Origin of the sequence: Candidatus Thiosymbion oneisti, assembly GCF_004359955.1 — a bacterium.
Lineage (GTDB): Bacteria > Pseudomonadota > Gammaproteobacteria > Chromatiales > Chromatiaceae > Thiosymbion > Thiosymbion oneisti.
This window is the reverse complement of the sequence record NZ_SMSC01000030.1, coordinates 25,309-46,216: the sequence shown is the minus strand read 5'-3', so window position 1 is coordinate 46,216 and position 20,908 is coordinate 25,309. Positions and strand designations below refer to the sequence as shown.

The 20,908-nt window shown below is 57.7% G+C and carries 21 protein-coding genes; 16 read left to right on the top strand and 5 right to left on the bottom strand.

Features of this window, described 5'->3' with window-relative positions; genetic code table 11:
• Positions 1-13: 13 nt before the first annotated feature.
• Positions 14-298, bottom strand: a complete 285-nt coding sequence (locus tag E1958_RS16185) for a toll/interleukin-1 receptor domain-containing protein (RefSeq protein ID WP_133512795.1) — start codon at positions 296-298, stop codon at positions 14-16.
• Between the two features lie 493 nt (positions 299-791).
• Here E1958_RS16185 and E1958_RS16180 point away from each other — a divergent pair, with 493 nt between their 5' ends.
• The 6 genes from E1958_RS16180 to E1958_RS16160 all read left to right on the top strand — a co-directional run bounded on the left by E1958_RS16180 (position 792) and on the right by E1958_RS16160 (position 5,997).
• The gene (locus E1958_RS16180) at positions 792-1,427 is read left to right on the top strand and encodes a DUF2244 domain-containing protein (protein ID WP_133512794.1); all 636 of its coding nucleotides are present in this window, start codon (positions 792-794) and stop codon (positions 1,425-1,427) included.
• 8 nt (positions 1,428-1,435) lie between these two features.
• Positions 1,436-2,611 (top strand): cytochrome c oxidase subunit II, encoded by a 1,176-nt coding sequence (gene coxB / locus E1958_RS16175; RefSeq protein ID WP_133512793.1) that lies wholly within the window; start codon positions 1,436-1,438, stop codon positions 2,609-2,611.
• 76 nt (positions 2,612-2,687) lie between these two features.
• A complete protein-coding gene (gene ctaD / locus E1958_RS16170) occupies positions 2,688-4,298 on the top strand; it encodes a cytochrome c oxidase subunit I (protein ID WP_133512792.1) in 1,611 nt (536 codons plus the stop codon).
• Between the two features lie 44 nt (positions 4,299-4,342).
• Positions 4,343-4,504 carry a hypothetical protein gene (locus E1958_RS20455; protein WP_165741670.1) on the top strand — a complete coding sequence of 54 codons (162 nt, stop codon included), beginning with the start codon at positions 4,343-4,345 and terminating at the stop codon, positions 4,502-4,504.
• Complete coding sequence (locus E1958_RS16165) at positions 4,501-5,043, top strand: cytochrome c oxidase assembly protein (protein ID WP_089729950.1); 543 nt, start codon at positions 4,501-4,503, stop codon at positions 5,041-5,043. Before E1958_RS20455 ends, E1958_RS16165 begins: the two co-directional genes overlap by 4 nt.
• Before the next feature lie 75 nt (positions 5,044-5,118).
• Positions 5,119-5,997 (top strand): cytochrome c oxidase subunit 3, encoded by an 879-nt coding sequence (locus E1958_RS16160; protein ID WP_133512791.1) that lies wholly within the window; start codon positions 5,119-5,121, stop codon positions 5,995-5,997.
• 569 nt (positions 5,998-6,566) lie between these two features.
• Here the strand turns inward: E1958_RS16160 and E1958_RS16155 are convergent.
• Complete coding sequence (locus tag E1958_RS16155) at positions 6,567-6,785, bottom strand: twin transmembrane helix small protein (protein WP_133512790.1); 219 nt, start codon at positions 6,783-6,785, stop codon at positions 6,567-6,569.
• A 140-nt stretch (positions 6,786-6,925) separates the two neighbouring features.
• Here E1958_RS16155 and E1958_RS16150 point away from each other — a divergent pair, with 140 nt between their 5' ends.
• From E1958_RS16150 to E1958_RS16125, 6 genes are all read left to right on the top strand, one after another.
• Positions 6,926-7,663, top strand: a complete 738-nt coding sequence (locus E1958_RS16150; RefSeq protein ID WP_133512789.1) for an SURF1 family protein — start codon at positions 6,926-6,928, stop codon at positions 7,661-7,663.
• A 157-nt stretch (positions 7,664-7,820) separates the two neighbouring features.
• Entirely contained in the window at positions 7,821-7,970 is a 150-nt protein-coding gene (locus E1958_RS16145; RefSeq protein WP_133512788.1) for a type II toxin-antitoxin system HicB family antitoxin, read from the top strand.
• A 590-nt stretch (positions 7,971-8,560) separates the two neighbouring features.
• On the top strand, positions 8,561-9,205 hold the full coding sequence (locus tag E1958_RS16140; protein ID WP_133512787.1) for a DUF2796 domain-containing protein: 645 nt from the start codon (positions 8,561-8,563) through the stop codon (positions 9,203-9,205).
• 76 nt (positions 9,206-9,281) lie between these two features.
• A complete protein-coding gene (locus E1958_RS16135) occupies positions 9,282-9,989 on the top strand; it encodes an ABC transporter ATP-binding protein (RefSeq protein ID WP_089729900.1) in 708 nt (235 codons plus the stop codon).
• Positions 9,990-9,992: 3 nt separating this feature from the next.
• Positions 9,993-11,252: an ABC transporter permease gene (locus tag E1958_RS16130; RefSeq protein ID WP_133512786.1), complete on the top strand. Its 1,260-nt coding sequence runs from the start codon at positions 9,993-9,995 to the stop codon at positions 11,250-11,252.
• Between the two features lie 27 nt (positions 11,253-11,279).
• Positions 11,280-11,828: a DUF3299 domain-containing protein gene (locus E1958_RS16125; RefSeq protein ID WP_243448341.1), complete on the top strand. Its 549-nt coding sequence runs from the start codon at positions 11,280-11,282 to the stop codon at positions 11,826-11,828.
• A 75-nt stretch (positions 11,829-11,903) separates the two neighbouring features.
• On the opposite strand, the gene E1958_RS16120 is transcribed toward E1958_RS16125, so the two are convergent.
• A complete protein-coding gene (locus E1958_RS16120) occupies positions 11,904-13,370 on the bottom strand; it encodes a flavin monoamine oxidase family protein (RefSeq protein ID WP_133512784.1) in 1,467 nt (488 codons plus the stop codon).
• 109 nt (positions 13,371-13,479) lie between these two features.
• Here E1958_RS16120 and E1958_RS22125 point away from each other — a divergent pair, with 109 nt between their 5' ends.
• From E1958_RS22125 to cyoE, 4 genes are all read left to right on the top strand, one after another.
• Positions 13,480-13,677 (top strand): transposase family protein, encoded by a 198-nt coding sequence (locus tag E1958_RS22125; RefSeq protein WP_133512783.1) that lies wholly within the window; start codon positions 13,480-13,482, stop codon positions 13,675-13,677.
• 123 nt (positions 13,678-13,800) lie between these two features.
• A complete protein-coding gene (locus E1958_RS16110; protein WP_133512782.1) occupies positions 13,801-14,700 on the top strand; it encodes a hypothetical protein in 900 nt (299 codons plus the stop codon).
• Positions 14,701-15,452: 752 nt separating this feature from the next.
• A complete protein-coding gene (locus E1958_RS16105) occupies positions 15,453-16,082 on the top strand; it encodes an SCO family protein (RefSeq protein WP_133512781.1) in 630 nt (209 codons plus the stop codon).
• Positions 16,069-16,977: a heme o synthase gene (cyoE, locus tag E1958_RS16100; protein ID WP_133512780.1), complete on the top strand. Its 909-nt coding sequence runs from the start codon at positions 16,069-16,071 to the stop codon at positions 16,975-16,977. The genes E1958_RS16105 and cyoE overlap by 14 nt, the downstream gene beginning before the upstream one ends.
• Here cyoE and E1958_RS16095 read toward each other — a convergent pair.
• Positions 16,963-18,360: a cbb3-type cytochrome c oxidase subunit I gene (locus E1958_RS16095; protein ID WP_243448340.1), complete on the bottom strand. Its 1,398-nt coding sequence runs from the start codon at positions 18,358-18,360 to the stop codon at positions 16,963-16,965. The genes cyoE and E1958_RS16095 overlap by 15 nt on opposite strands.
• 607 nt (positions 18,361-18,967) lie before the next feature.
• The gene (locus E1958_RS16090; protein WP_133512779.1) at positions 18,968-20,872 is read right to left on the bottom strand and encodes a mechanosensitive ion channel family protein; all 1,905 of its coding nucleotides are present in this window, start codon (positions 20,870-20,872) and stop codon (positions 18,968-18,970) included.
• Positions 20,873-20,908 lie beyond the last annotated feature (36 nt).

The following is a 20,908-nucleotide window of genomic DNA, read 5'->3' as shown; positions in this document are numbered from 1 at the left end:
GTTGTTGATCGCTTCACCCGCAAACATGCGGTGGATCCAGCCGGGCAGATCCACGGCCACGGCGAGTGAACTCCGAGGCCAGGAAATCCGAAGAGATAAGCAGCACGCCAATCTTGGCACGTTCCAGCGCGGCATCGATCTCTTTGCCCCAGTATTGTCCGCCCTCGATGTCACGATCGGTCCAGCCGCAGATCAGTCCTTCTTGCTCCAAGGGGACGAAGAACGTCTTCAGGCGATTGAGTATCTTCGCGTCGTCCTCGCAACGCCGGTAGCTGATAAAGACCGTTGCCTGACTCATTTGCGTCTCCGGGTTCCTGCTGCGTCTTGCGGGTAGACCATCGAAGGTGTGATTCCTTAAGATCGATGAAATTTTGTCGCATCGACCGCTATCTGCTATAAGGCCGAATGGGGCTGGCCATTGCCTTGGTGTTGGAAAGCGGCAGCGTGCCCAAGGACATGGGCATTGAGGCGTGGCAGGTATGGGAGGTGCTCGCGGTCAAGAAAGCGGCATAGACGCCATGGGTGGCGAGGAGGGCTCCGGCATCACGAGATAGGCGCGCCTTGGCAGGCTAGGCCCATCCGTTAGAAAATTCACATATTTCTAAATGGTTGCATTTTTTTATGGCTTGGATCATTCTTCTATCTCCCGATTCGCTAGTAAAAGTCAGAATCTTAGCAAAGGGGGTCGTTCGGTGTCTTTTGAGCATGGGAAAAACGGATTACCGGCGGGGTCGCCGTGGCGTTGGCCATTTCCTCTACGGCCAATGCGGCAAGCCTGAGAGGGTGCTCGAATGCCGGTGTCCCAAGCGCAGGGTTCCGACGGATACCGGTTTCTTGTGCGTCCCAACTGCGCCCTTAGTTGGCGGGCGACCAAGCGCGTTCTGCTGTTTTTCACCGCCTGCTTCGCCGTGCTCGGTGCCTACTTCGCGGCATTGGGGGCCTGGTTGGTGCTGCCGTTTGCAGGGCTTGAGCTCTTCGTATTGGTAGCCGGCTTCTACCTGAGTGCGCTTGCCGGCCACACCCGCGAGGTGATCGAGGTGGAGGGTCCGGTACTCCGGGTCCTGCGCGGTGGGCGGCGACTCACAGAGGTGGCCAGCCTGCCGGCCAACTGGACCCGGGTCGAGCTGCGGCGCGATCCCCGCGGCTGGTACCCGAGTCGTCTCCTCTTGCGCTGTCACGGCAAGGGGCTGGAGGTGGGCTCGAAGTTGGTCGAGGCGGAGCGTGAGCAGCTGGCCGTGGAGCTTGGCGATAGCCTGGGTTTTGGTCGGCCGCACGTCGCCCCATCTCTCCCCGGCACCGGAACGGCCGATTCAACGCGGGATCGGACTCGCCGGGCGGCCGGTTCCGATCTCATGTCGGGTACCCCTCTCGGTTCCGATGGGGCGAGAGCGGCAGGTTGCGCCAGCGGCGCGTGTATCAACGAATGAGAGAAACTATGGCAGCAATCAGCAAGCGCCTCGGCGCCCTATCCGTATTTTCGCTCCTCGCCGGTTGGGCCGGTACCGCCGGTGCCGAGATGGCCCTGAATTTTCCTGAGCCTGCCGCCGGTGTGGCTCAGGAGATCTACGATATCCATATGCTCACCTCAGCTATTGCTACGGTGCTGTTGGTGATCATCTTCGCCTTCGTGGGTTATTCGCTGTATTACCACCGTAAGAGCCGTGGGTACCGGGCCGACCAACGCTTCCATGAGACCTGGTTCGGCCAGTGGTCCTGGATCATCGTGCCGATACTGGTGCTGGGGATCGACTTGACCATTGCCGGCTCCGCTCAGAAGACGCTGGAGAAGGTGTGGGAGGTGCCCAAGGGAGAGGATCTGCTGGACGTGAAGGTCATCGGTCACCAGTGGTGGTGGGAGTACGAGTATCTGGACCATAGCGTCGAGATCGACGGTAAACCGAAGCCGGTCCGGGTCGAGAGCCGTTATCTCCCGGAAGATCAGGCCGGGGAGGATACCGCCGGCTATCTGCGAGCCGTCGACAACCCCCTGGTGTTGCCCGTAGGTAAGAAGGTGCGTTTTCTCCACACCTCCGCGGATGTGCTCCACGCCTTCTGGGTCCCGGAGCTGGCAGTGAAGAAGGACGCCATCCCCGGCTATGTGACCGAGACCTGGGTCGACCTCACCCGCGAGGGCCGCTTCTCCGGGCAGTGCGCCGAGCTCTGCGGTACCTGGCACTCGCGTATGCCCATCGAGGTAGAGGTGGTCGCGGAAGCGAAATTCAAGGCTTGGATGGAAGGACAGAAACAGACGATGCTGGCCGCCGCCGCCGAGGCCGCGATGGACAAAGACTGGACCATGGAGGAATTGATGGCGAAGGGGCGGGCCGCCTACAACACCAAGTGTGCCTCCTGCCACCAGATCACGGGGAAGGGCCTGCCGCCCGCCTTCCCGGGACTCGTCGGCAGCGCCATCGTGACCGGACCTATCCCTGAGCACCTGGATATTGTCCTCAACGGCAAGGAAGGGACGGCGATGGTGGCCTGGAATACCCTCACCGATCTCGAGCTTGCCGCCATCATCACTTACGAGCGTAATGCCTGGGGCAACGATAAGGGTGATCTGGTGCAGCCACGTGACATAAAGGCCGCCCGCACCTTGGCCGTCAAATAGTGGCCGATTGGGGGTTTCATACTCTATTGATCGTTTAATGAATTCAAATCAGGCCTTACCGGAGAGGAAGCTTGCCATGAGCACCGCAACTATCGACCTCGAACACCACGGGGAGCATGAACACCACGGGCCACCCAAGGGCCTCAAGCGCTGGTTGTTCTCCACCAACCACAAGGATATCGGGACCATGTACCTGATATTCGCCTTTACCATGCTGTTCGCCGGGGGCGTGAGTGCCATGGCGATTCGGGTCGAGCTCTTTCTGCCCGGGCTGCAACTCCTAGAGCCGGATCTCTATAACAACCTGGTAACCAATCACGCCTTGATCATGATCTTCGGTGCCGTCATGCCGGCGGCGGCCGGTTTGGCCAACTGGATGATCCCGCTCATGATCGGGGCGCCGGACATGGCCCTGCCTAGGCTCAACAACCTGAGCTTCTGGATCCTGCCGGCGGCGGCCACCATGCTCATCCTGTCCTTCATCGTGCCCTTCTTCCCCGGTGGCGGCACCCAGATCAACACCGGCTGGACCATCTATCCGCCACTGTCGGTCCAGGTCGGCATGTCCATGGATTTCCTGATCTTCGCCCTCCATATGCTGGGTATCTCCTCGGTGCTGGCGTCCATCAACATCATCGTCACCATCTTCAACATGCGGGTCCCGAACATGACGATGATGCGGATGCCGATCTTCGTCTGGACCTGGCTGGTGACCGCCTTCCTGCTGATTCTGGTGATTCCGGTCCTGGCCGGCGGGATAACCATGCTGCTCTTCGACCGTCACTTCGGCACCAGCTTCTTCAACGCCGCCGGCGGCGGCGATCCGGTGCTGTTCCAGCACCTGTTCTGGTTCTTCGGTCATCCCGAGGTCTACATCCTGATCCTGCCCTCCATGGGGGTGCTGGCCTCCGTGGTGCCGACCTTCTCCCGTAAGCCCCTGTTCGGATACTCCTCCCTGGTGGGCGCCATGATCGCCATCATGATCATCGGCATGGTGGTTTGGGCCCATCACCAGTACACCATCGGCATGTCCTTGGGGGCGGTCAGCTACTTTATGATCGGCACCATCATCATCTCCATCCCGGTGGGGCTGATGGTCTTCAATTACATCGCGACCATGTGGCGAGGGGCCATGACCTTCGAGACCCCCATGCTGTTCGCGATCGGCATCCTGCTCATGTTCTCCTTCGGCGGCCTGACCGGCATCATGCTGGCAGTGGTGCCGGCGGATATGCAGTACCACGATTCCATGTTCGTGGTGGCCCACTTCCATTATGTGTTGATGCCCGGCGCGGTGTTCGGGTTGTTTGCGGGCGTCTTCTACTGGCTGCCCAAATGGACCGGACACATGTACGATGAGAAGCTGGCCAAGCTCTTCTTCTGGATCAATGTCATCAGCTTCAACATCACCTTCTTCCCGCAGCACTTCATCGGCCTGGCCGGAATGCCGCGGCGTATCGTCGACTATCATGCGATGTTTACCGAGTTCAACGTCATCTCCAGCATCGGTGGTATCGTCTTCGGCCTGAGCCACTTGCTGTTGCTCTACATCGTCATCAAGACCGTCCGCGGCGGTAAGCAGGCGGAGAACAAGGCATGGGAAGGTGCCAAAGGTTTGGAGTGGGAGCTGCCTTCACCGCCTCCGTTCCATAGCTGGACCACGCCGCCTAAGCTCGCCGCCTCCTGATGACCCATGGGCGGCGGGTAGGAGAAGTACCTGCCGCCTTTTGAATGAACTTGATCCTTATGATGAGCGCCGATAACCCCCCCCAGCGACGCCGCAAGAACCTGCGCCTGGCCTGGGTCCTGGCGGGCTTTGCCCTGTTCATGCTGCTGAGTTCCATCCCCTTCTGGAAGGGCCTGTTCGAGCTGGCCGTCACCGGTGCCCAATGAGCGACGTCGAGCGGCGCAAGCGACGTACCCTGCTCCTGCTGATGGGATTAGCCGTCGGCATGTTCGGTTTCGGTTTCGCCATGGTCCCCTTGTACGGTTTGCTGTGCAAAGTGACCGGCGTGCAATCGGTGGGACAGCGGGCCACCATCGGTGCCGGGGCGGCGCGGGCGGCTGCTACCGGCGTGGTACAGGACCGCTGGGTGACGGTGAAGTTCGATACCACTATCCACCCGAATCTACCCTGGCGCCTCGAGCCGATGAAGCGCAGGCTGCGCGTGCGTCCGGGAGAGCATTATCTCGTGAAGTTCATCGCCGAAAACCGCTCGGGACAGGAGATTACGGGCCAGGCCATCCCGAGCATTGCCCCGTGGCAGGCCACCGGCTTCTTCGCCAAAATGGAATGTTTCTGCTTCAATCGGCAAACCCTCGCGGGTAACGCGATCACCGAGATGCCCTTGCGCTTCTCCGTGTCGCCCGATCTACCCGCGGACATCAACTCGCTCACCCTGTCCTATAGCGTGCTGCGGGTCTCCGATTGATCCCGACTCGCTCGCGGCCATGAAACTGAACGAGAATGTCAATCGCCCCTAACCCTATAAGAGGAAGAGATAAGGATGAGTAGCGCTGCCCATCACGGTCCCACTGACTATTACATCCCGGATTCCAGCCCCTGGCCGATCGTCGCCATGCTGTCGATATTCCTTATGCTGTCGGGAACCGCCCTGACGATCAACGCGGTCGGTGCCGGCGTCTGGATGGTCCTGGCCGGTTTCGTCCTGTTGATGGTCATGTTCTACGGCTGGTTCAGCGTGGTGATCAAGGAAAACCTCGCGGATAGGTACAACGAGCAGGTGGATAGCTCCTTCCGCCAGGGCATGTTCTGGTTCATCGCCTCCGAGGTCTTCTTCTTTCTGAGCTTCTTCGGTGCCCTCTACTACATCCGGGATATCGCCCTGCCCTGGCTCGGCGGCGAGGGCTATCTCGGAGTCACCCACGAGATCCTCTATAAGCAGTTCGAGGCGATGTGGCCGAGCGCGGGACCGGGGCAGCTAGGGGGTGAGTTCAAACCCATGGGGGCTTGGGGCATACCGGCGCTCAATACCCTGATCCTGCTCACCTCCGGTGCTACTGTGACCTGGGCCCACTGGGGACTGAAGGAACATAACCAGAAAAAGCTCGTGCGGGGTCTGGCCGCGACCATCGCCCTGGGTCTGATCTTCGTCGGGATGCAGGCCTATGAGTATTACCATGCCTACGGCGAGTTGAATCTGACGCTGAAATCCGGCGTGTACGGTTCGACCTTTTACATGCTGACCGGTTTCCACGGTTTCCACGTTACCATGGGTACGGTCATGCTCATGGTCATCCTCGTCCGGGCGATGAAGAGCCACTTTTCGCCCCACAACCACTTCGCCTTCGAGGCCGTGGCCTGGTATTGGCACTTCGTCGATGTGGTCTGGCTGGGACTGTTCGTATTCGTCTACTGGTTGTAGCCGGTTTGAGTCAAACTGCTGCGGACCTGAGCGCGGCAGGGCGAGTTTCGAATCCGGGTGGGCGACCTCCCAGATTTTTACACTTACGGGTTTACACCACAGAGACACAGAGAAAATTCTCTGTTTTCTCCGTGCCCTCTGTGGTTATTTTCCTGGTCGGGTTAGGCTCCGTCCCCGCGGCTAACCCAACCGGTCCGCGATTGCTGATTCGATAGAAGTAGCCGAGGATGAGTTAGATGCCGTATTGGTGGACACAGCCCAGCCTACGGGTCCGGTTCGCCGAGCCACACACCATCAGCGCGGAGAAAAGCGGTGTGCCTGATGACATTCACAGCGCGTCGGGCACGCCGCACCACCCTGGTACGCTTTTGCCCAATCAAGTCGATGGATGGATCGGAGGCGAACTGAACCTGCATTGGGACATTTAGGGGCGAAAGATTTTTCGCTCCTACCTGCCGTGGAATTGTCCAGGTCTGATTGAACATGGAAAAATCCAGAAGCTGGCGACTGGAAGCGGCAGATGTTGAGGTTCCTGCCTACCACAGGCCGCAGGCAGGAACCCCAACCTGTTAGCTGAGGGGGGAGGGTTGAAGCATTCCGAGGAAGTAGCCGAGGATGAGCAGTAGGAAGAGGGTGAGCGAAAGCACGATCCGCACCGTCAGCGCCTTTACCACCCGGGTCTTGTCCTCATCGCCGTCGTCCTTGGCGAGATAGTACATGCCTTGGGCAAGGGAAAAGACGATGAACCCGAGGATGATAATCACCGGAATCTTGTACATGAGTTCCATAGGCTACCTCTTCTGGTTGGGTATGGTAAGGATCTGGCGCGATAACCGCCCACCAGCCTCGTTTTCCGGGGGCTGGCGAGCAGTTTTCTCCTGGATGCACCGGAATCACGATCTCCATATTTTTGCAATATAGCACTTAGATGCAGTTTGGCTATGTAAAATTTCACTTTCGTTGGGTGCCGACGCTCTTGCTCGCGCTGCTGATCCCCCTGTTCGTTGCGCTCGGCGTTTGGCAGCTCGACCGCGCCGAGCAGAAGCGAGAGCAGATGCGGGTCCTCGGCGAACGGGCCGAGCTGCCGGCGCTGGAGTTCAGGGGTCCGATCGCCGACCCCGAGTCGCTGCGGTTCCGTAAGCTGCGAGCGCGGGGGACCTTCGAGGCCGCAAGTCAGATCCTGATCGCAAACCGCCGCCAGGGTAACCGCATCGGCTTTCACGTCATCACACCCCTGCGTATCCGGGGATCGGACAGCCGAATCCTGGTGAACCGGGGTTGGATTGCCGCGCCCGGTGATGGAAGCCCGGTTGCGGCGCCGATACCCTCAGGGGAAGTGACGGTAACGGGAGAGGCCCATCTTCCTTCACCCCCCGCCCTCGCGCTTCACGGTAACCCGGAGGCGGCGAAAGACTGGGGTCGGCATTGGCCCTATCTCACCCTGGAGCTCTACACGGCGGCGACCGGCGTCCAGGTACTGCCGGCGGTCATTTTGCAGGATCCCGACACTATCGGCGGTTTTTTGCGCCTGTGGCCGCGGGAGCTGCCCAAAGAAAATATGCATATCGGCTATGCGATCCAATGGTTCGCATTCGCACTCATCGCCTTGGTGCTGTGGCTGCGGCTCAGCCTAGTACGCGGGTCGGACGGAGGGAGCGCGGTGTGAGCGATGAAGCTAGGGGCTGTTGACATAACCGTAGTGCTAACCGCTAATAGGACAAGATTCACAGGATTTCCAGGATTAACAGGATTATTTTTCTGAATAATCAAAGAATCTTCATATGCAAGCAGCACTGATTATGGTGATGAAGGGATAAAAGATCATGAAAGCTGAAGTAACGGCAATCGTTGAGACAGCTCCAGAAGGGGGGTTCTGGGCGATATGCCCGGAGTTTCCCGGCGCCAACGGTCAAGGAGAAACCATTGAAGAAACAAAAGAGAATCTTAGGCAAGCTATTGAATCGATAGCATAAGATCGAATGGATGATTATTGCAGAGGGCTACCCGGAGATGCTTTAAAACAAACATTGATAATATCTTGAAAACGGAATAAAAGGACACCCATTTTGTTTGGGTACACCCGACTGGTAGCTGGCAACTCGAAGCACCGCATAAACAAAACGGGTGTCTTTTTATTGTGTTGCGTCGGGATGGTTTTCAGCTGCAATTTCTTGCAGTGGCTATTTCGGCTTCTTGGCAAAAGGTGATTTATGAGTGAACAAAAGCAAACCAGACCAAAAGTTCCTGAGGGCCGCACGGACTATATGATAACCCGTCAGAAAGAGCCTAATGAAAAGGGTTTCGTCGGGTACGAAACCATCTGGGAACCGTGGCAGAAAACGGCTGGATATACCACCCCAAAACGGCCGTAAGCCCGTAGGCTGGGTTGTGGCCAGAGATGGCTAAACCCAGCGGTTATACGGGACAGCCATTCGCAGCTGTGCGCATCCGGATCACCCACCAGCGAGCCAATTCCTGATCTGCGACGACTGCGGTGGGCCACCGAGGTCGAAGATTCACTACAACACACGATATCATTCCAACTGACCAGGAAACGCCGACAATGTGCCTGAAACGAACCATTCTGACTTTTTCTCTGCTTTCGCCCTTGGTGCTGGTCGTGCCCGGGGCGTCTGCGGGTGAGCAACACGATCATGATCACAAACACGAACAGGAGCACGAGGATGAACACCGCGAGCATGGCGCTCACGTTCATGGCATCGCCGCGCTGAACCTGGCCCTCGAGGGTCGGGACGTGCACGTTGAACTCGACAGCCCGGCGGCCAACATCGTCGGCTTCGAACACACCCCTTCGTCCGAGGCCGACCATGCCGCGTTGGACAAGGCGGTCGCCACGCTGAAGGACGGAGACCGACTATTTAGATTCAACGAAGATGCAGGCTGTCGCACGGAAGACGTGCGGGTCGCCTCCGCGTTGCTCGAAAAGGAACACGATGAACACGCGGATGAGCATTCGGATGATCGCGCGCATGAGGAAAAGGGCGGACACGAGCACGAAGGCGAAGTGCATTCGGACATCGAGGCCGCCTATCACTTCGAGTGCACTAAGCCGGGTAAGTTGACACAGCTGACCGTGGAACTCTTTGAGGCCTTCCCCGGCATGGAAAAACTTAAGGTGCAGTACGTAATCGAGACCAAACAGGGTGCGGCGGAATTGACAGCGAGCAATCACGTCGTAACGTTCTGAACAAAAGAATGGGCGATGCGATCGGTTCCGGCCGAGCGCTCGGATCGCGTATTAATCGACAGGGAGATAGACCGACTTGGTGATCGACATCCATGACTTGGCATTTCGCTGGCATGAGGGCGCTCCGTCGGTGCTGACTATCGAGGCGATGCAGGTCACCGCGGGCGAGTACCTGTTTATCAAGGGTGCGAGCGGCAGCGGCAAGAGCACCCTGCTGAGTCTGCTGGCCGGGGTCACGACGGCGGGCACCGGCTCGGTACGCGTCATGGGCCAGGCGTTGGAACGGCTCGGCAGCGTGCAGCGCGACCACTTTCGCGCCGATCACATCGGCTACATCTTCCAGATGTTCAACCTGATTCCCTACCTGTCGGTGGTTGACAACGTGATGCTGCCGTGTCGGTTTTCGGCACGACGGCGCGACAAGGCGCTGGCGCGCGGCAAAGATCTGGAAACCGAGGCGCGGCGCCTATTGCGTCATCTCGATATGGACCACCCCGAACTCCACGGGCGCTCGGTCACGACCCTGAGCGTCGGACAACAGCAACGCGTCGCAGCAGCACGCGCCCTGATGGGCTCGCCGGAACTGTTGATCGCCGACGAACCGACCTCGTCGCTCGATGCGGATCGACGCGAGTCTTTCATCCGGCTGCTGTTCAGCGAATGCCGCGAGGTGGGAGCCACGCTGATCTTCGTCAGTCACGACGCCTCGCTGGAGCACCTGTTCGACAGGACCATCGACCTGGCCGCGGTCAATCGATCCGGCCAAGACATGGCGGCGGTCTGAGCCATGGCGACCTTTTCTCTAGCCTGGAAGAGTCTGCTGAATCGGCGTTTCACCGCCATGCTGACCGTGGTTTCCATTGCGTTAAGCGTCACCCTGCTAGTCGGTGTCGAGCGGCTGCGCACCGAGGCGCGCACGAGCTTCGCCAATACCTTGTCTGGAACCGACCTGATCGTCGGCGCGCGCAGCGGGCCGGTGCAGCTGTTGCTGTACACGGTTTTCCGAATCGGTGATGCGACCAACAATATCTCGTGGAAGAGCTACCAGGAGATTGCCGCACATCCGAAGGTGGCCTGGAGCGTGCCGATATCGTTGGGCGACTCGCACCGTGGATTTCGTGTCCTGGGCACGACGACCGCCTATTTCGACCGCTACCGCTATGCGCGTGATCGCCAGCTAGTGATCGCCCAGGGACAACGATTCGCAGACCTCTACGACGCCGTGATAGGCGCCGAGGTTGCGGAAAAGCTGGGTTATAAGATCGGTGATCCGATCGTCGTTGCACATGGTGCGAGCGACGTCAGCTTTGCCCGCCACGACGACAAGCCGTTTCGCGTGGTCGGCATACTCACGCGTACCGGGACGCCGGTCGACCGGACCGTGCATGTCAGTCTCGAGGCGATCGAGGCGATCCATGTCGACTGGCAGAGCGGCGCGCCGATCGCTGGCGTATCGATCTCGGCCGAGCAGACACGGGCTATGGATCTCACGCCGAAGGTGATCACCGCCGCCCTGTTCGGTCTCAAATCGAAGGTCGCGACCTTCCAGGTCCAACGTTTCATCAACGAGTATCCGCAAGAAGCGCTGTCTGCGATCTTGCCCGGAGTGGCACTCAGCCAGCTCTGGGATTTGATCGGTATAGCCGAGAACGCATTGCTGATTGTTTCGGCATTTGTTGTCGTTGTTGGACTGTTTGGTATGCTGACGACCTTGTTGACGAGTCTCAATGAGCGGCGCCGGGAAATGGCTATCCTGCGCTCGGTTGGTGCGCGTCCAGGTCATGTGTTTGCATTGATTATGGGCGAAGCGGGTTTTCTCACGCTGTTCGGCGTGCTGTTGGGTCTAGCGTTGCTCTATCTCCTGCTGCTCGCAGGTCAACCGATCATCGAGAGCCGATTCGGAATCTTCATCACAATCGATGGTCTATCCCCGTACGAGTGGATACTACTCGTTGCTGTAGTAGGTGCGGGTTTCCTGGTAGGCGGCATCCCCAGTTACCGGGCCTACAAGCTCTCGCTAGCGGACGGACTGTCGGTGCGGGTATAGGAGTCTACGATGCACCCAGGCTGTAACATGTCGCCTCTCTTTCTTTGCGCCATCGTATTGACGGCAACAGTGCCGCAGATGGGTACAGTTCAAGCCGTCGAGCCGGACAAGACCGGTGCCATCGAACTCGAATGGGATGCCTTAATCCCCGCTAACTGGCGGCTGGAGTTGATGGACGAATACAACGCCGACAATCTCAGCGACGACGATCCGCGCGCCAAGGAACTGATGGAAAAGCTCAAGACGTTCTGGAGGGAAGCGCCGGTGGTACATGACTACGACGGTAAGATGGTCAAGTTGCCTGGATTTGTGGTGCCCCTTGAAATGGATGCAAAAATCGTACAGGAATTTTTGCTGGTACCCTATTATGGTGCCTGTATCCACACGCCCCCGCCACCCGCCAACCAGACGGTTTACGTCGTCACCGAGAAAAACCAGACCTACCAAGGAAAATTGTTCGACACGGTCTGGGTGACGGGAAAGATTACCGTAGAGAAACTCTCCAGCGAATTAGGTGATGCCGGGTATCGTATCGAGGCCCAGAAGGTGGAACCCTATCAGTTAAGACACAACTAACAGTAAAAGAGCAGGGTCTAGATAACTTTAGCCTCACAGTTATACGAATCCCGGATTTTATCTCACGGATTCAGGTTAAAGTGAAGCGACAATCGCATCCGCCACTCGATGCCCGGTTTCGGCAGCGCCGTTCATAAAACCATTGAACTCGGTGCTGCAATGTTCACCTGCGAAATACAGATTGCCTACCGGTCTGCCAGCTGCATGGGCAAGGGTGGTCTGCTGGCCGGGTTTATAGCAGGAATAACTACCGCGGGAAAAGGTCCAGGTCGGCCAGTTCCACAGGGTGTGACGTCCGTTATACGCCTTGGACAGGCCGGGGAAAACCGGCTCCAGATCGTTCAGCATCGCCATATTCGGATTGAAGCCTTCAATCAGTTCAAACCCGGCGCGACCTCCAAAAAGAAAGGTCAAAGCGCCTGCGGGACCGGGTTGGAACGGCGTACTGTCCCACAGACTCTGAAACGGCAGATCGGTCAGGACATCACCGTAATATCCCTGTTTACGCCATAGTCTGGCACGGAATCCGGCAATGATTTTTGCGTTGGTGCCATAACCGAGTTCCGCGATGGCCTGTTTTTTCAGCGGTGGCAGCTCGACCCGCAGATCCGTATGGCGCAATACCGAAAAGGGCACGGTCAGCACTGCGATGTCGGCTTTCACTTCCTTTGGGGCACCATTGCTGCTGGAAAAATTCAACACAAAACCGCTGCCTGCGGGACGGACAGCTTCCAAGGCATGATGCACATGAATCTGTCCGTCCAGTTGTGCCGCCAAGGCGTCCGGTAACCGCTGCGATCCGCCCTTGACGAGATAACGTTCGTCATGCAGATCGAACATCATGGTGTTGCCTTCGCTATCGGGCGCAAGCTGGCTGATAAAAACCAGGGCGGACTGTTCTTCGCATTCCAGCCCCATTTCCATCTTAAACAGTACCTCCATGCAGTCCCGAATCCAGCCTTCCATGCCGATCCAGGTCATGTATTCGGAGGTAGGCAGTCTGTCCAGCCGCCCGGCTTCCTGCGGGTTACTGCGGGCTTTGCGGTAATCCTCACCGATTCGCGGCAAGAAAGGTTGCAACGCTTCCATTTTCTGCTCATCGGTATATTTTGTGCCGCCGAAGAAGTTGACGGTATCCGCCAATGTTTCCTCATCATCTTCATAATCCAGCAGTTCCACTTTCAATTCCTGCACCAGGGTCAGCATTTCGGTGTGAATGGAGTCAATAAAAGAGCCGCCCAGGTCACTGGTCAGCCCCGGTCCCACTGCATTTTCCAGGGTAAAAACCCGCCCGCCGGTACGTCCGGTCGCTTCATACACATCCGCGTGCAAACCGGCTTTTTTGAGTTGCCAGGCGGCATTCAGTCCGGCCAGACCCGCTCCTACCACCACGATTTTCGGTGCCGAGGCCCCGGCGAGTACCGGCAGACCCGCCCCGGCGACTGCCGTACCCGCAACAGCGGTTTGCAGAAAACGCCGCCGCGTCCAGTCCCGCGTTTGGATGAGTGTGGGTTGTTGTGTTATGTGATTTGCTTTCGTCATGATATTACCTCGCAAAGTTTTAGGTTGTGGGAAAAATAAGGGTAGTATTCTGGCTGGGTTTCGTTCCTCAACCCAGCCTACCACCTAACATTGATATTGAGTGAAACGCATGTCCATGAACCTGTCTTTTTCTTCACCGATGTCGTTTGTGATTGATCATGCACTATCGAAAAAGAACCCTTTTCCGAAGCTGACGAGCGATCAGAAACAAGAAAATCGCAAGCTCGCAAAAGTACGTATTCTTGTCGAACATGTCATCGGTGGAATGAAGCATTTTTACTGTTTGACGCACCGAATCGGAAATTAATCAATTTCGCAGAAAAGTATAGTTTACGCTTGACGCAAACTTCTAGCCTGTGGTAATATTTAAAATTCTGACTATCGGCTTCAGTCGGCACTCCATCAATTAATTATTTAAGGAGAAAGAGCGATGTTCAAACATCTGGGTAAAACGATGATGATAGCTTTGGCGGGGGCCTCCATTTCTATGAGTTCCGCTATGGCGCAAACGACACCGGATCATGTGTATCAGGTGGTCGATAATGTAAAGGCGGAATTGGCCGAAATGCACAAGGCCAACTCTACTAAGCCGCCCAAAGTTAAAGTGAATCTGACGAAGCGTATGCCCCGTCACGTACTGCAAAAAACGCGCGAGGTGTATGGTGATGTGCAAAAGCTGCGCAAACTCAAAGGGCTGGATGAAAAGGCCCTGCCGTCCTTCCCGGTAAGGACAGTAAAGCCGGCGGATGTGCGCGGTCTGGCGGATAAAACCCTGGCAGACGTGAAGGAAGTTCGTAAGAAGGTCGGCGCTGCTGCTCCGACTGCTGCGCCACTACCCAGCGGTAAAGAGCCGACGGATGTCTATGCTGAGCTGATGCAGGTGAAGGCCTCTATCGGTGGTCTCGGCGTTCCGGAAACCACGCCGAACGACGCCTATCAAGTGGCGTTGACCATCATCAGCGATATTGAGAAAGTACGTGCTGCCAAAGGCATCAAAGTAGCTGTGGCAGACCCCGCAGCAGCGAAAGGTAAGAAGCCTAAGGATGTCTATAAAGAGGCGTACAAGTTGCTTGGTAAGGTAAAGGCGCTGACGAAAAAAGACGGCTATGGCGTTCCCGGTGGTGTGGTAATGCCGAATAAGCTGGACGGTCCCATTACCCCGACAGAAGTTATTGATATTCTCAATAACATCCTGGCCGAGGTCGGTGCTATCAAGGTTGCAGTCGGTGCAACTGCTGCAACTGAATTTCCCGGGAAGCAATCCGGTAAGACGCCATCCGATGTGTATAATGCGCTCAGGAAGGCGGAAGCACTGGTTGATTCACTTTAACCTTTACGTGGCCGCACGTACCCTCGTATATGGGCGCCCTGAAAAATTCAGTTTTTGGGGCGCCCTGTTAGTAATCGATAACTAGCGAGGCTTCGCCTCAGACCAACAAGTCGTGAGATGGTCCCGGCCGATTAACGCAGAATTGCTGGTTAGGTAGGTTGGGCAAAGGGCCAGGTACGGCCCGTGCCCAACATTCGGCTGGTATCCACCAGATTGGCCGGTTCATGCTGTTGGGCACGGCGCGATAGAGACCAGTGACTTAATTGCTGACCCGAGAGCACGCGCCTTTGCCCAACCTACGGGCTTGGCTCTAGACCAACGAGATGTGAAATTTTGTGCAGCGCACAAACTTGACTCATTTGTGAAAGATGCGGGTCCCTCAAGGAATCCTAGTCTTCTCAAGGACCGTTTCGGTCTCCTCGCTAGGGTAGGCACTGTCAGCCCAGACCTCCGAATCCACGTTGTCGGCGTCAATGAGTTCATCAAAGACCTGGCTGTCGTGCAGGCTGGCCAGTGTCGTCTTGAAGCGAGCGAATCAATTTGTGCCTGGCGTCGCCGCTGGTGTGGTTTTTGTAGCCGAAGTAACGCTTTGTGTGCTTTCGGGTCCAACATCCATCCACTCTTTTTGGGTACGCTTGGCCCCACTCCAATTCTTGCGGAACCTCGTCGTTTTTTCTTCCGCATTCTAACTGACCACGAAAGCGGTCAACAGTTAACTTAATGGCATTGCGTTCGGACGGAGGGAGTGCAACGTGAGTGACGAAGCCGGAGGGAAACCACGGAGTCTAGCTCCCCTGTGGGCAATGGTCGCCGTGTTCGCGGCCCCCGTCATCGCGGCCTGGTTTTTCTATCTGAACCCGGAATACCTACCCGCGGGCCGCACCAACAAGGGGGAGCTGATCGAGCCGGTGGTTGCATTACCGGCGGACCTGGCGCTGTCCACCCAGGACGGGACGGACTTCTCCCGCGACCTCCTCGCAGGTAAGTGGACCCTGGTCTATCTTGCCGGTGGCGCATGCGATGATGCCTGCCGTAACCAATTGATCGCGATGCGCCAGATCCGCCTGGCCTTGGGTGAAAGTCAGCGCAGCGTCGAGCGGCTGCTGGTGTTGACCGATGCCACGGCCACCGATTTGGCGCAGGAACTCGGCGCCGAGTTCGCCGGTATGCGGGTTGCGCTGGGCGGTGGTCGCTTGCCGGAGCTATTACTATTAGGGGAGGACACCGCGGCCCTCGACCGGATCTACATCCTGGACCCCAGGGGTAACCTGATGATGCGCTACGCGGCGGACGCCCCCGCCCGGGATACGCTGGAAGACATGGAACGTCTGCTCAAGGCCTCCAAGAATTGGATCAAAGGTGCCCAGTATGGCCACAAGTGAGCTCGGTTTGGCCGAGACCCGTTCCAACGCCCTCTTGTGGCGGCGCTACTTCGAGCTTACCAAGCCGAAGGTCGTGGCGCTCATTCTGTTCACCGCGCTGGTTGGAATGTTGCTTGCGACGCCGGGGATGGTGCCGCTGCCGACCCTGTTTTTCGGTCTGCTCGGGATCGGGCTGTGCGCCGGTGCCGGCGCTGCCCTCAATCACGTGGTCGACCAACGCATCGACGCCCTCATGGACCGGACCCGGGGGCGTCCGCTGCCGAGCGGGGACCTGGACGCGCGTCACGCCCTGGTATTTGCCCTGGGGTTGGCGGCGGTGTCTGTGCTGGTCCTGGTGGTCTTCGTCAATCCGCTGACCGCGCTCTTGACCTGCGTCGCCTTCATCGGCTACGCGGTCATCTACACCATGTACCTGAAACGGGCCACGCCGCAAAACATCGTCTGGGGCGGCATCGCCGGCGCCATGCCGCCGCTGTTGGGCTGGACGGCGGTTACCGGCGAGGTCTCCGTGGAGGGCCTGTTGCTGGCCCTGTTGATCTTCGTTTGGACTCCGCCCCACTTCTGGGCCTTGGCGATCAAACGCCGGGACGAATACGCCCGGGCCGGTGTCCCGATGCTGCCGGTAACCCATGGCCTGACCTACACCAAGCTCCAAATCCTGATCTACAGCCTGCTGCTGTTCTGGGTATCCCTCATGCCCTTCATGATCCACATGAGCGGTCCCCTCTATCTCGTGGGGGCGCTGGGTTTGGGGCTGGGTTTCGTCTATCAGTCCGTGCGCCTGCTGCGCAGCGAAGGCGACGCCCTGGCGATGAAGACCTTCGGCTATTCGGTCCTCTATCTCTCTGTCCTCTTTGCCTTCCTGCTGGCGGACCACTACCTAGGGCTGGTGTGAATCGCAGTCCTTTTCCCCATAACCAGGCCGGTGACTACAGGCACGCATCACCACTAGTACGAACAGGATCCCGCCCAGGATAGCGACCAGTCCTCCCAGGCCCATGATGCCCATGAAGGCCTTGGCTAGACCGCCCAGCTCCTGAGCGGCACCGGCGGTCTTACGCTGAATCCCCATGGCCCCGGAAATAGCAAGCCCCGCGATATGCAGCAGTTGGCCGGAGCCGTAGATCCTGGCCTGCCAGCAAGCCATGCGGCCTTCCGGCCGGCTGAAGCCGAGCTCCGGCAGCAGGTGATAGGTCAGCCCCATCAGGGCCAGAGTCACGCCGACGATCGACCCGTGGTAATGGGCCGGGATCATGGTGTTCGTCCCGGAGATGGCTCCCCCGATCAGCCCGCCGACGGCAAACAGCACCAGCGAGGTAACCAGGGCACTGTGGGCCGGACGTTGCTCCTGGGGTACCTCACGCCCACGGTTGCGGATCAGGGATACGATAAGGAGCAACCCGATGGGGACCGACGCCAGGGCGTTTCCGTATTGCATCAGATGGGTGTAGCCGATACGGATCTCCGCCGAGTCGGGGGCGTAGAGGCCATGGATCAGGGGCACCGAAAGCAGGGGCAGGACGCCTAGTACCAGCAGGGCCGACAGCCGGGAATCGGACAGGGGCAAGGGGCGGCCCGTAGCGCGGGCAAGCCAGATCCAGGCCACCAGCATGATCTGGGTATAGGCGAACTGGAGGATATGACCGGGTCCCCAGAACAGGTATTCGTAGTAGGCCTTGCCCTCCCAAGCCGGATTCAAGTCCGCCCAGGTCCAGAGCAGGGAGATGCCCGCCAGCAGGGTAGCTACTGCCGCGGTGAATGTGCCTATCCTCAAGGGATCGCCGAAATTCAGGGTACCGGCGGCGCGTGCCAGATATAGGACCACCTGCGCCAGGACGCCGATACCGAACAGCCCCAGGCCCGCCAGGAACAGGGGATGATCGAGCACCGGCACATAGTTGCTGAGCAATGGGTCGCCGGCGCCCAGGAAGGGCGCGGCGGTAATCAGCAGGCAGCCGGCTGCGGCCCCGGCGAAGGCGATGCGCGTGGTTTGCAGCGGGACGCGGCCCGCCAGGCTCCAGAGCATACCGGAGCTGGCGAGAAACCAGATCAGCACCGATTGGTCGACATGGACGACTAGGGCGACGCGGAAGAAATCCTGGGTCGGGAACAGGACCTCCGTACCAGGTGCCCGCGCGACGACCAGCAGGATAGCGAATATCCCAGCCAAGGCCAGCGCAATAGTCCCGAACATCATCCAAGCGGTAGCCAACCATTGCTGATCGGCGGTCGCATTCAGCCGCCCGCCGGTGTCCGCCATCATTTCCCGTTGCGCCATTTTGGTTTATCTCGCCGGTTGCGTATTATTCGGAGACGCCGCTTACCGGCCATCCCCAGCCCAATGCCATTAAGTTAAGTTTTGTAGGTCGGGTTAGGCGCGCCTTGCGATGCGGGCGTGGGCAACCGAGGTTGAACGCGCCGTAACCCGACATCCCAGGTTGGCTCGCAGCATCGTCTGTCGGGTTACGGCGCGCGCCAATCCTGTGGCCCAACCGAACACCGAAGCACGCGCCTAACCCGACCTACCACGATCAGCGGTCGGCAGCTAACTTAATGGCATTGATCCCCGGCCGGAGTGAGCGCATATAAACTTCCCCGAAAACCTCATCCCGACGGATTTGCCTGCCGGTAGACAGGTAATTACCTGCCCGGCATCAGGAACCGAGGTCGCGTTCGCGTTTTGAATCTGCGGATTGAAAATGGTTTTTGTCGAATTACGGCGCACCTGGATTGGCCGACCCAACCGAACACCGGAACACGCGCCTGATCCGACCTGCATTCCGGCCCTGTGGGTATGCCCTTTGACTTCTCGTTCTCGAGACCAGCCAGTATCCGGAGGGAGACTGAATGGTTACAGCAACAAGATTTTCGGGATGGCCGTATAGCTAAGCCTTTTCAGGCAAATTAAGCATTTTACCATTGGGATTGGATGTAGACTGGAGACGAATAGCTTGTACGGGAGCCGTCAGCTCGATACCTGACTCGAGGATACGTTTTTGCAACATCTTCAACAACTCGACATGGACCGTCCAGTATTCATCGGTCTTCGACCATGCTGATAGACCTACGTTGATATAGGATTCATAATGAGGATTCCCAGGGGCCCAACCGGGTGCAGGGTCATCCAATACTTTGGGATGGGAGGAGGCAAGCTCCATCCACATATCATATACCTGATCCATATCTTGCTCGAATTTGATATGGATATAAAACGTGAGTCTTCGAATGTCTGAGTGAGTGTAATTAGTGATCTCACTCCCCCAGACTGTATTGTTAGGTAGGGAAACTATACTTCCATTAAACGCTTTGAGTCTGGTGTTGGCGAGTGAAATGGATTCCACGTAGGCCCAATGGTCTCCTATCTTCACTTCATCACCCACGTCAAAGGGTTTGTTGAGCATAAGCATCAAACCACTCGCCAAGTTGCCGAGGTTGCTTTGCAGGGCAAAGGCGAGCACGAAACCGACACCACCGATGACGGCAAACAGCGGGCCGATGCTGACCTCCAGGGCCGTCAATCCGATCACAACACCGAGAACGGCGCCGCCACGTTTGATCAGCATGACCACGAATTTGCGCAATAATAGGGAGGTTCCGCCGATTTTTTTCATCGTACCGCTAACGATCGCCCCGATTATGTGGGCAACCACAATCGAGATCAGCACGATACCGAAAAATTTACCAATGTTGATCGCCCAGCGTAGTCCACCTTCCTCGGACTGGAGCCAACTGAGCAGTCGGACGCCCAATCCTTGGGTATCGGTGATATCGAGTTCTACGCCGCTTACTGCCTGAATGTAACTTCTGTAAGTCGCCGGATCGCCCCCTTTGGCTTCCATTTCATCCAAAATCACTTTTAAGCGATCGACCAGGCCGGTGCGTTCCGATTGGAGTGTGGTGACGTTGACGACCAGTTGGGTTTTGACCTCCTGTTCGGCCTCGGTGGACTCTTCCAGCTTTTTCACCATTTTGCCTAACTGCTGTTCCTTTTCTTTCAGCTGAGCCTGGCTGTCGGCGCCACCGGTTTCTATCTCTGCGGCGGCTTGATCAATATCTTGAGCTATTTTTTCCCCGGTTTGTTCGGGTTCCTCAGTAACGGCGGGGTCGGGTTCCGACAGCGTGACAGTATCCTTCTGATTTTCCTGTTTTTCTTTCTTTTCTTCTTCCTTTTCGGCCGCAGTCTTCCCTCCTTCTTCCACATCCTTCTCGGCTTCTTCAACGATTTCCTTTAGTGATTCGTCTTTTCCAAGTTCTTTTTTCGTCTCGGCGGCTTCAGCGATCGCTGCCTGGGCTTTTTTCAAGGCATCCTTGGCTGCTTCGACTTTCTCGGCAGCCATTTCGGCTTCGGGAGAACCGGGAGTCGTTGCCTGTTGGGCTGCTTGGGCTTTCGCCAGGGTAGCTTTGGCATCTTCTAGGGCTTTCGTGGCCTCTTTTTCTTGGGCAAGATGCCGATTCTTGCGTTTGATGGCAATTTCGGTATTGCTGATTTCCTGAACCTTGGCTTTGACTAACTTCAGCCATGCCGCAGCTTCGGCCTTCAACTCAGCTACGGTTAAAGGCTGGACCAACAGTTTTAGTTCGTCGACGGGAATGGTCGGGTCTTCAGCAGTGATCGCCTTCGGGGGTGAGGACGTATCGGCATCGGCCTGTGCCGGCGCGTGGGTTGCCGGCTGCTGCAGGGCACCATCCTTATCATCCTGAGGTTGTTGCGATTGCACCGGAAAACTCCAGGCGACAAAGGCGCAGACGACCCCCGCAAGCACAACCGTTCGAATTCGATAGTAGGACATCTCGGTTATCCTCAAGCTTGAATATAACCGCGCAGG

What these genes read in the sequence shown, in the direction of transcription:
- E1958_RS16185 (WP_133512795.1), bottom strand. Translation starts at nt 298, where the DNA reads ATGAGTCAGGCAACGGTCTTTATCAGCTACCGGCGTTGCGAGGACGAC.
- E1958_RS16180 (WP_133512794.1), top strand. Translation starts at nt 792, where the DNA reads ATGCCGGTGTCCCAAGCGCAGGGTTCCGACGGATACCGGTTTCTTGTG.
- coxB (WP_133512793.1), top strand. Translation starts at nt 1,436, where the DNA reads ATGGCAGCAATCAGCAAGCGCCTCGGCGCCCTATCCGTATTTTCGCTC.
- ctaD (WP_133512792.1), top strand. Translation starts at nt 2,688, where the DNA reads ATGAGCACCGCAACTATCGACCTCGAACACCACGGGGAGCATGAACAC.
- E1958_RS20455 (WP_165741670.1), top strand. Translation starts at nt 4,343, where the DNA reads ATGAACTTGATCCTTATGATGAGCGCCGATAACCCCCCCCAGCGACGC.
- E1958_RS16165 (WP_089729950.1), top strand. Translation starts at nt 4,501, where the DNA reads ATGAGCGACGTCGAGCGGCGCAAGCGACGTACCCTGCTCCTGCTGATG.
- E1958_RS16160 (WP_133512791.1), top strand. Translation starts at nt 5,119, where the DNA reads ATGAGTAGCGCTGCCCATCACGGTCCCACTGACTATTACATCCCGGAT.
- E1958_RS16155 (WP_133512790.1), bottom strand. Translation starts at nt 6,785, where the DNA reads ATGGAACTCATGTACAAGATTCCGGTGATTATCATCCTCGGGTTCATC.
- E1958_RS16150 (WP_133512789.1), top strand. Translation starts at nt 6,926, where the DNA reads ATGCAGTTTGGCTATGTAAAATTTCACTTTCGTTGGGTGCCGACGCTC.
- E1958_RS16145 (WP_133512788.1), top strand. Translation starts at nt 7,821, where the DNA reads ATGAAAGCTGAAGTAACGGCAATCGTTGAGACAGCTCCAGAAGGGGGG.
- E1958_RS16140 (WP_133512787.1), top strand. Translation starts at nt 8,561, where the DNA reads ATGTGCCTGAAACGAACCATTCTGACTTTTTCTCTGCTTTCGCCCTTG.
- E1958_RS16130 (WP_133512786.1), top strand. Translation starts at nt 9,993, where the DNA reads ATGGCGACCTTTTCTCTAGCCTGGAAGAGTCTGCTGAATCGGCGTTTC.
- E1958_RS16125 (WP_243448341.1), top strand. Translation starts at nt 11,280, where the DNA reads ATGTCGCCTCTCTTTCTTTGCGCCATCGTATTGACGGCAACAGTGCCG.
- E1958_RS16120 (WP_133512784.1), bottom strand. Translation starts at nt 13,370, where the DNA reads ATGACGAAAGCAAATCACATAACACAACAACCCACACTCATCCAAACG.
- E1958_RS22125 (WP_133512783.1), top strand. Translation starts at nt 13,480, where the DNA reads ATGTCCATGAACCTGTCTTTTTCTTCACCGATGTCGTTTGTGATTGAT.
- E1958_RS16110 (WP_133512782.1), top strand. Translation starts at nt 13,801, where the DNA reads ATGTTCAAACATCTGGGTAAAACGATGATGATAGCTTTGGCGGGGGCC.
- cyoE (WP_133512780.1), top strand. Translation starts at nt 16,069, where the DNA reads ATGGCCACAAGTGAGCTCGGTTTGGCCGAGACCCGTTCCAACGCCCTC.
- E1958_RS16095 (WP_243448340.1), bottom strand. Translation starts at nt 18,360, where the DNA reads ATGGCGCAACGGGAAATGATGGCGGACACCGGCGGGCGGCTGAATGCG.
- E1958_RS16090 (WP_133512779.1), bottom strand. Translation starts at nt 20,872, where the DNA reads ATGTCCTACTATCGAATTCGAACGGTTGTGCTTGCGGGGGTCGTCTGC.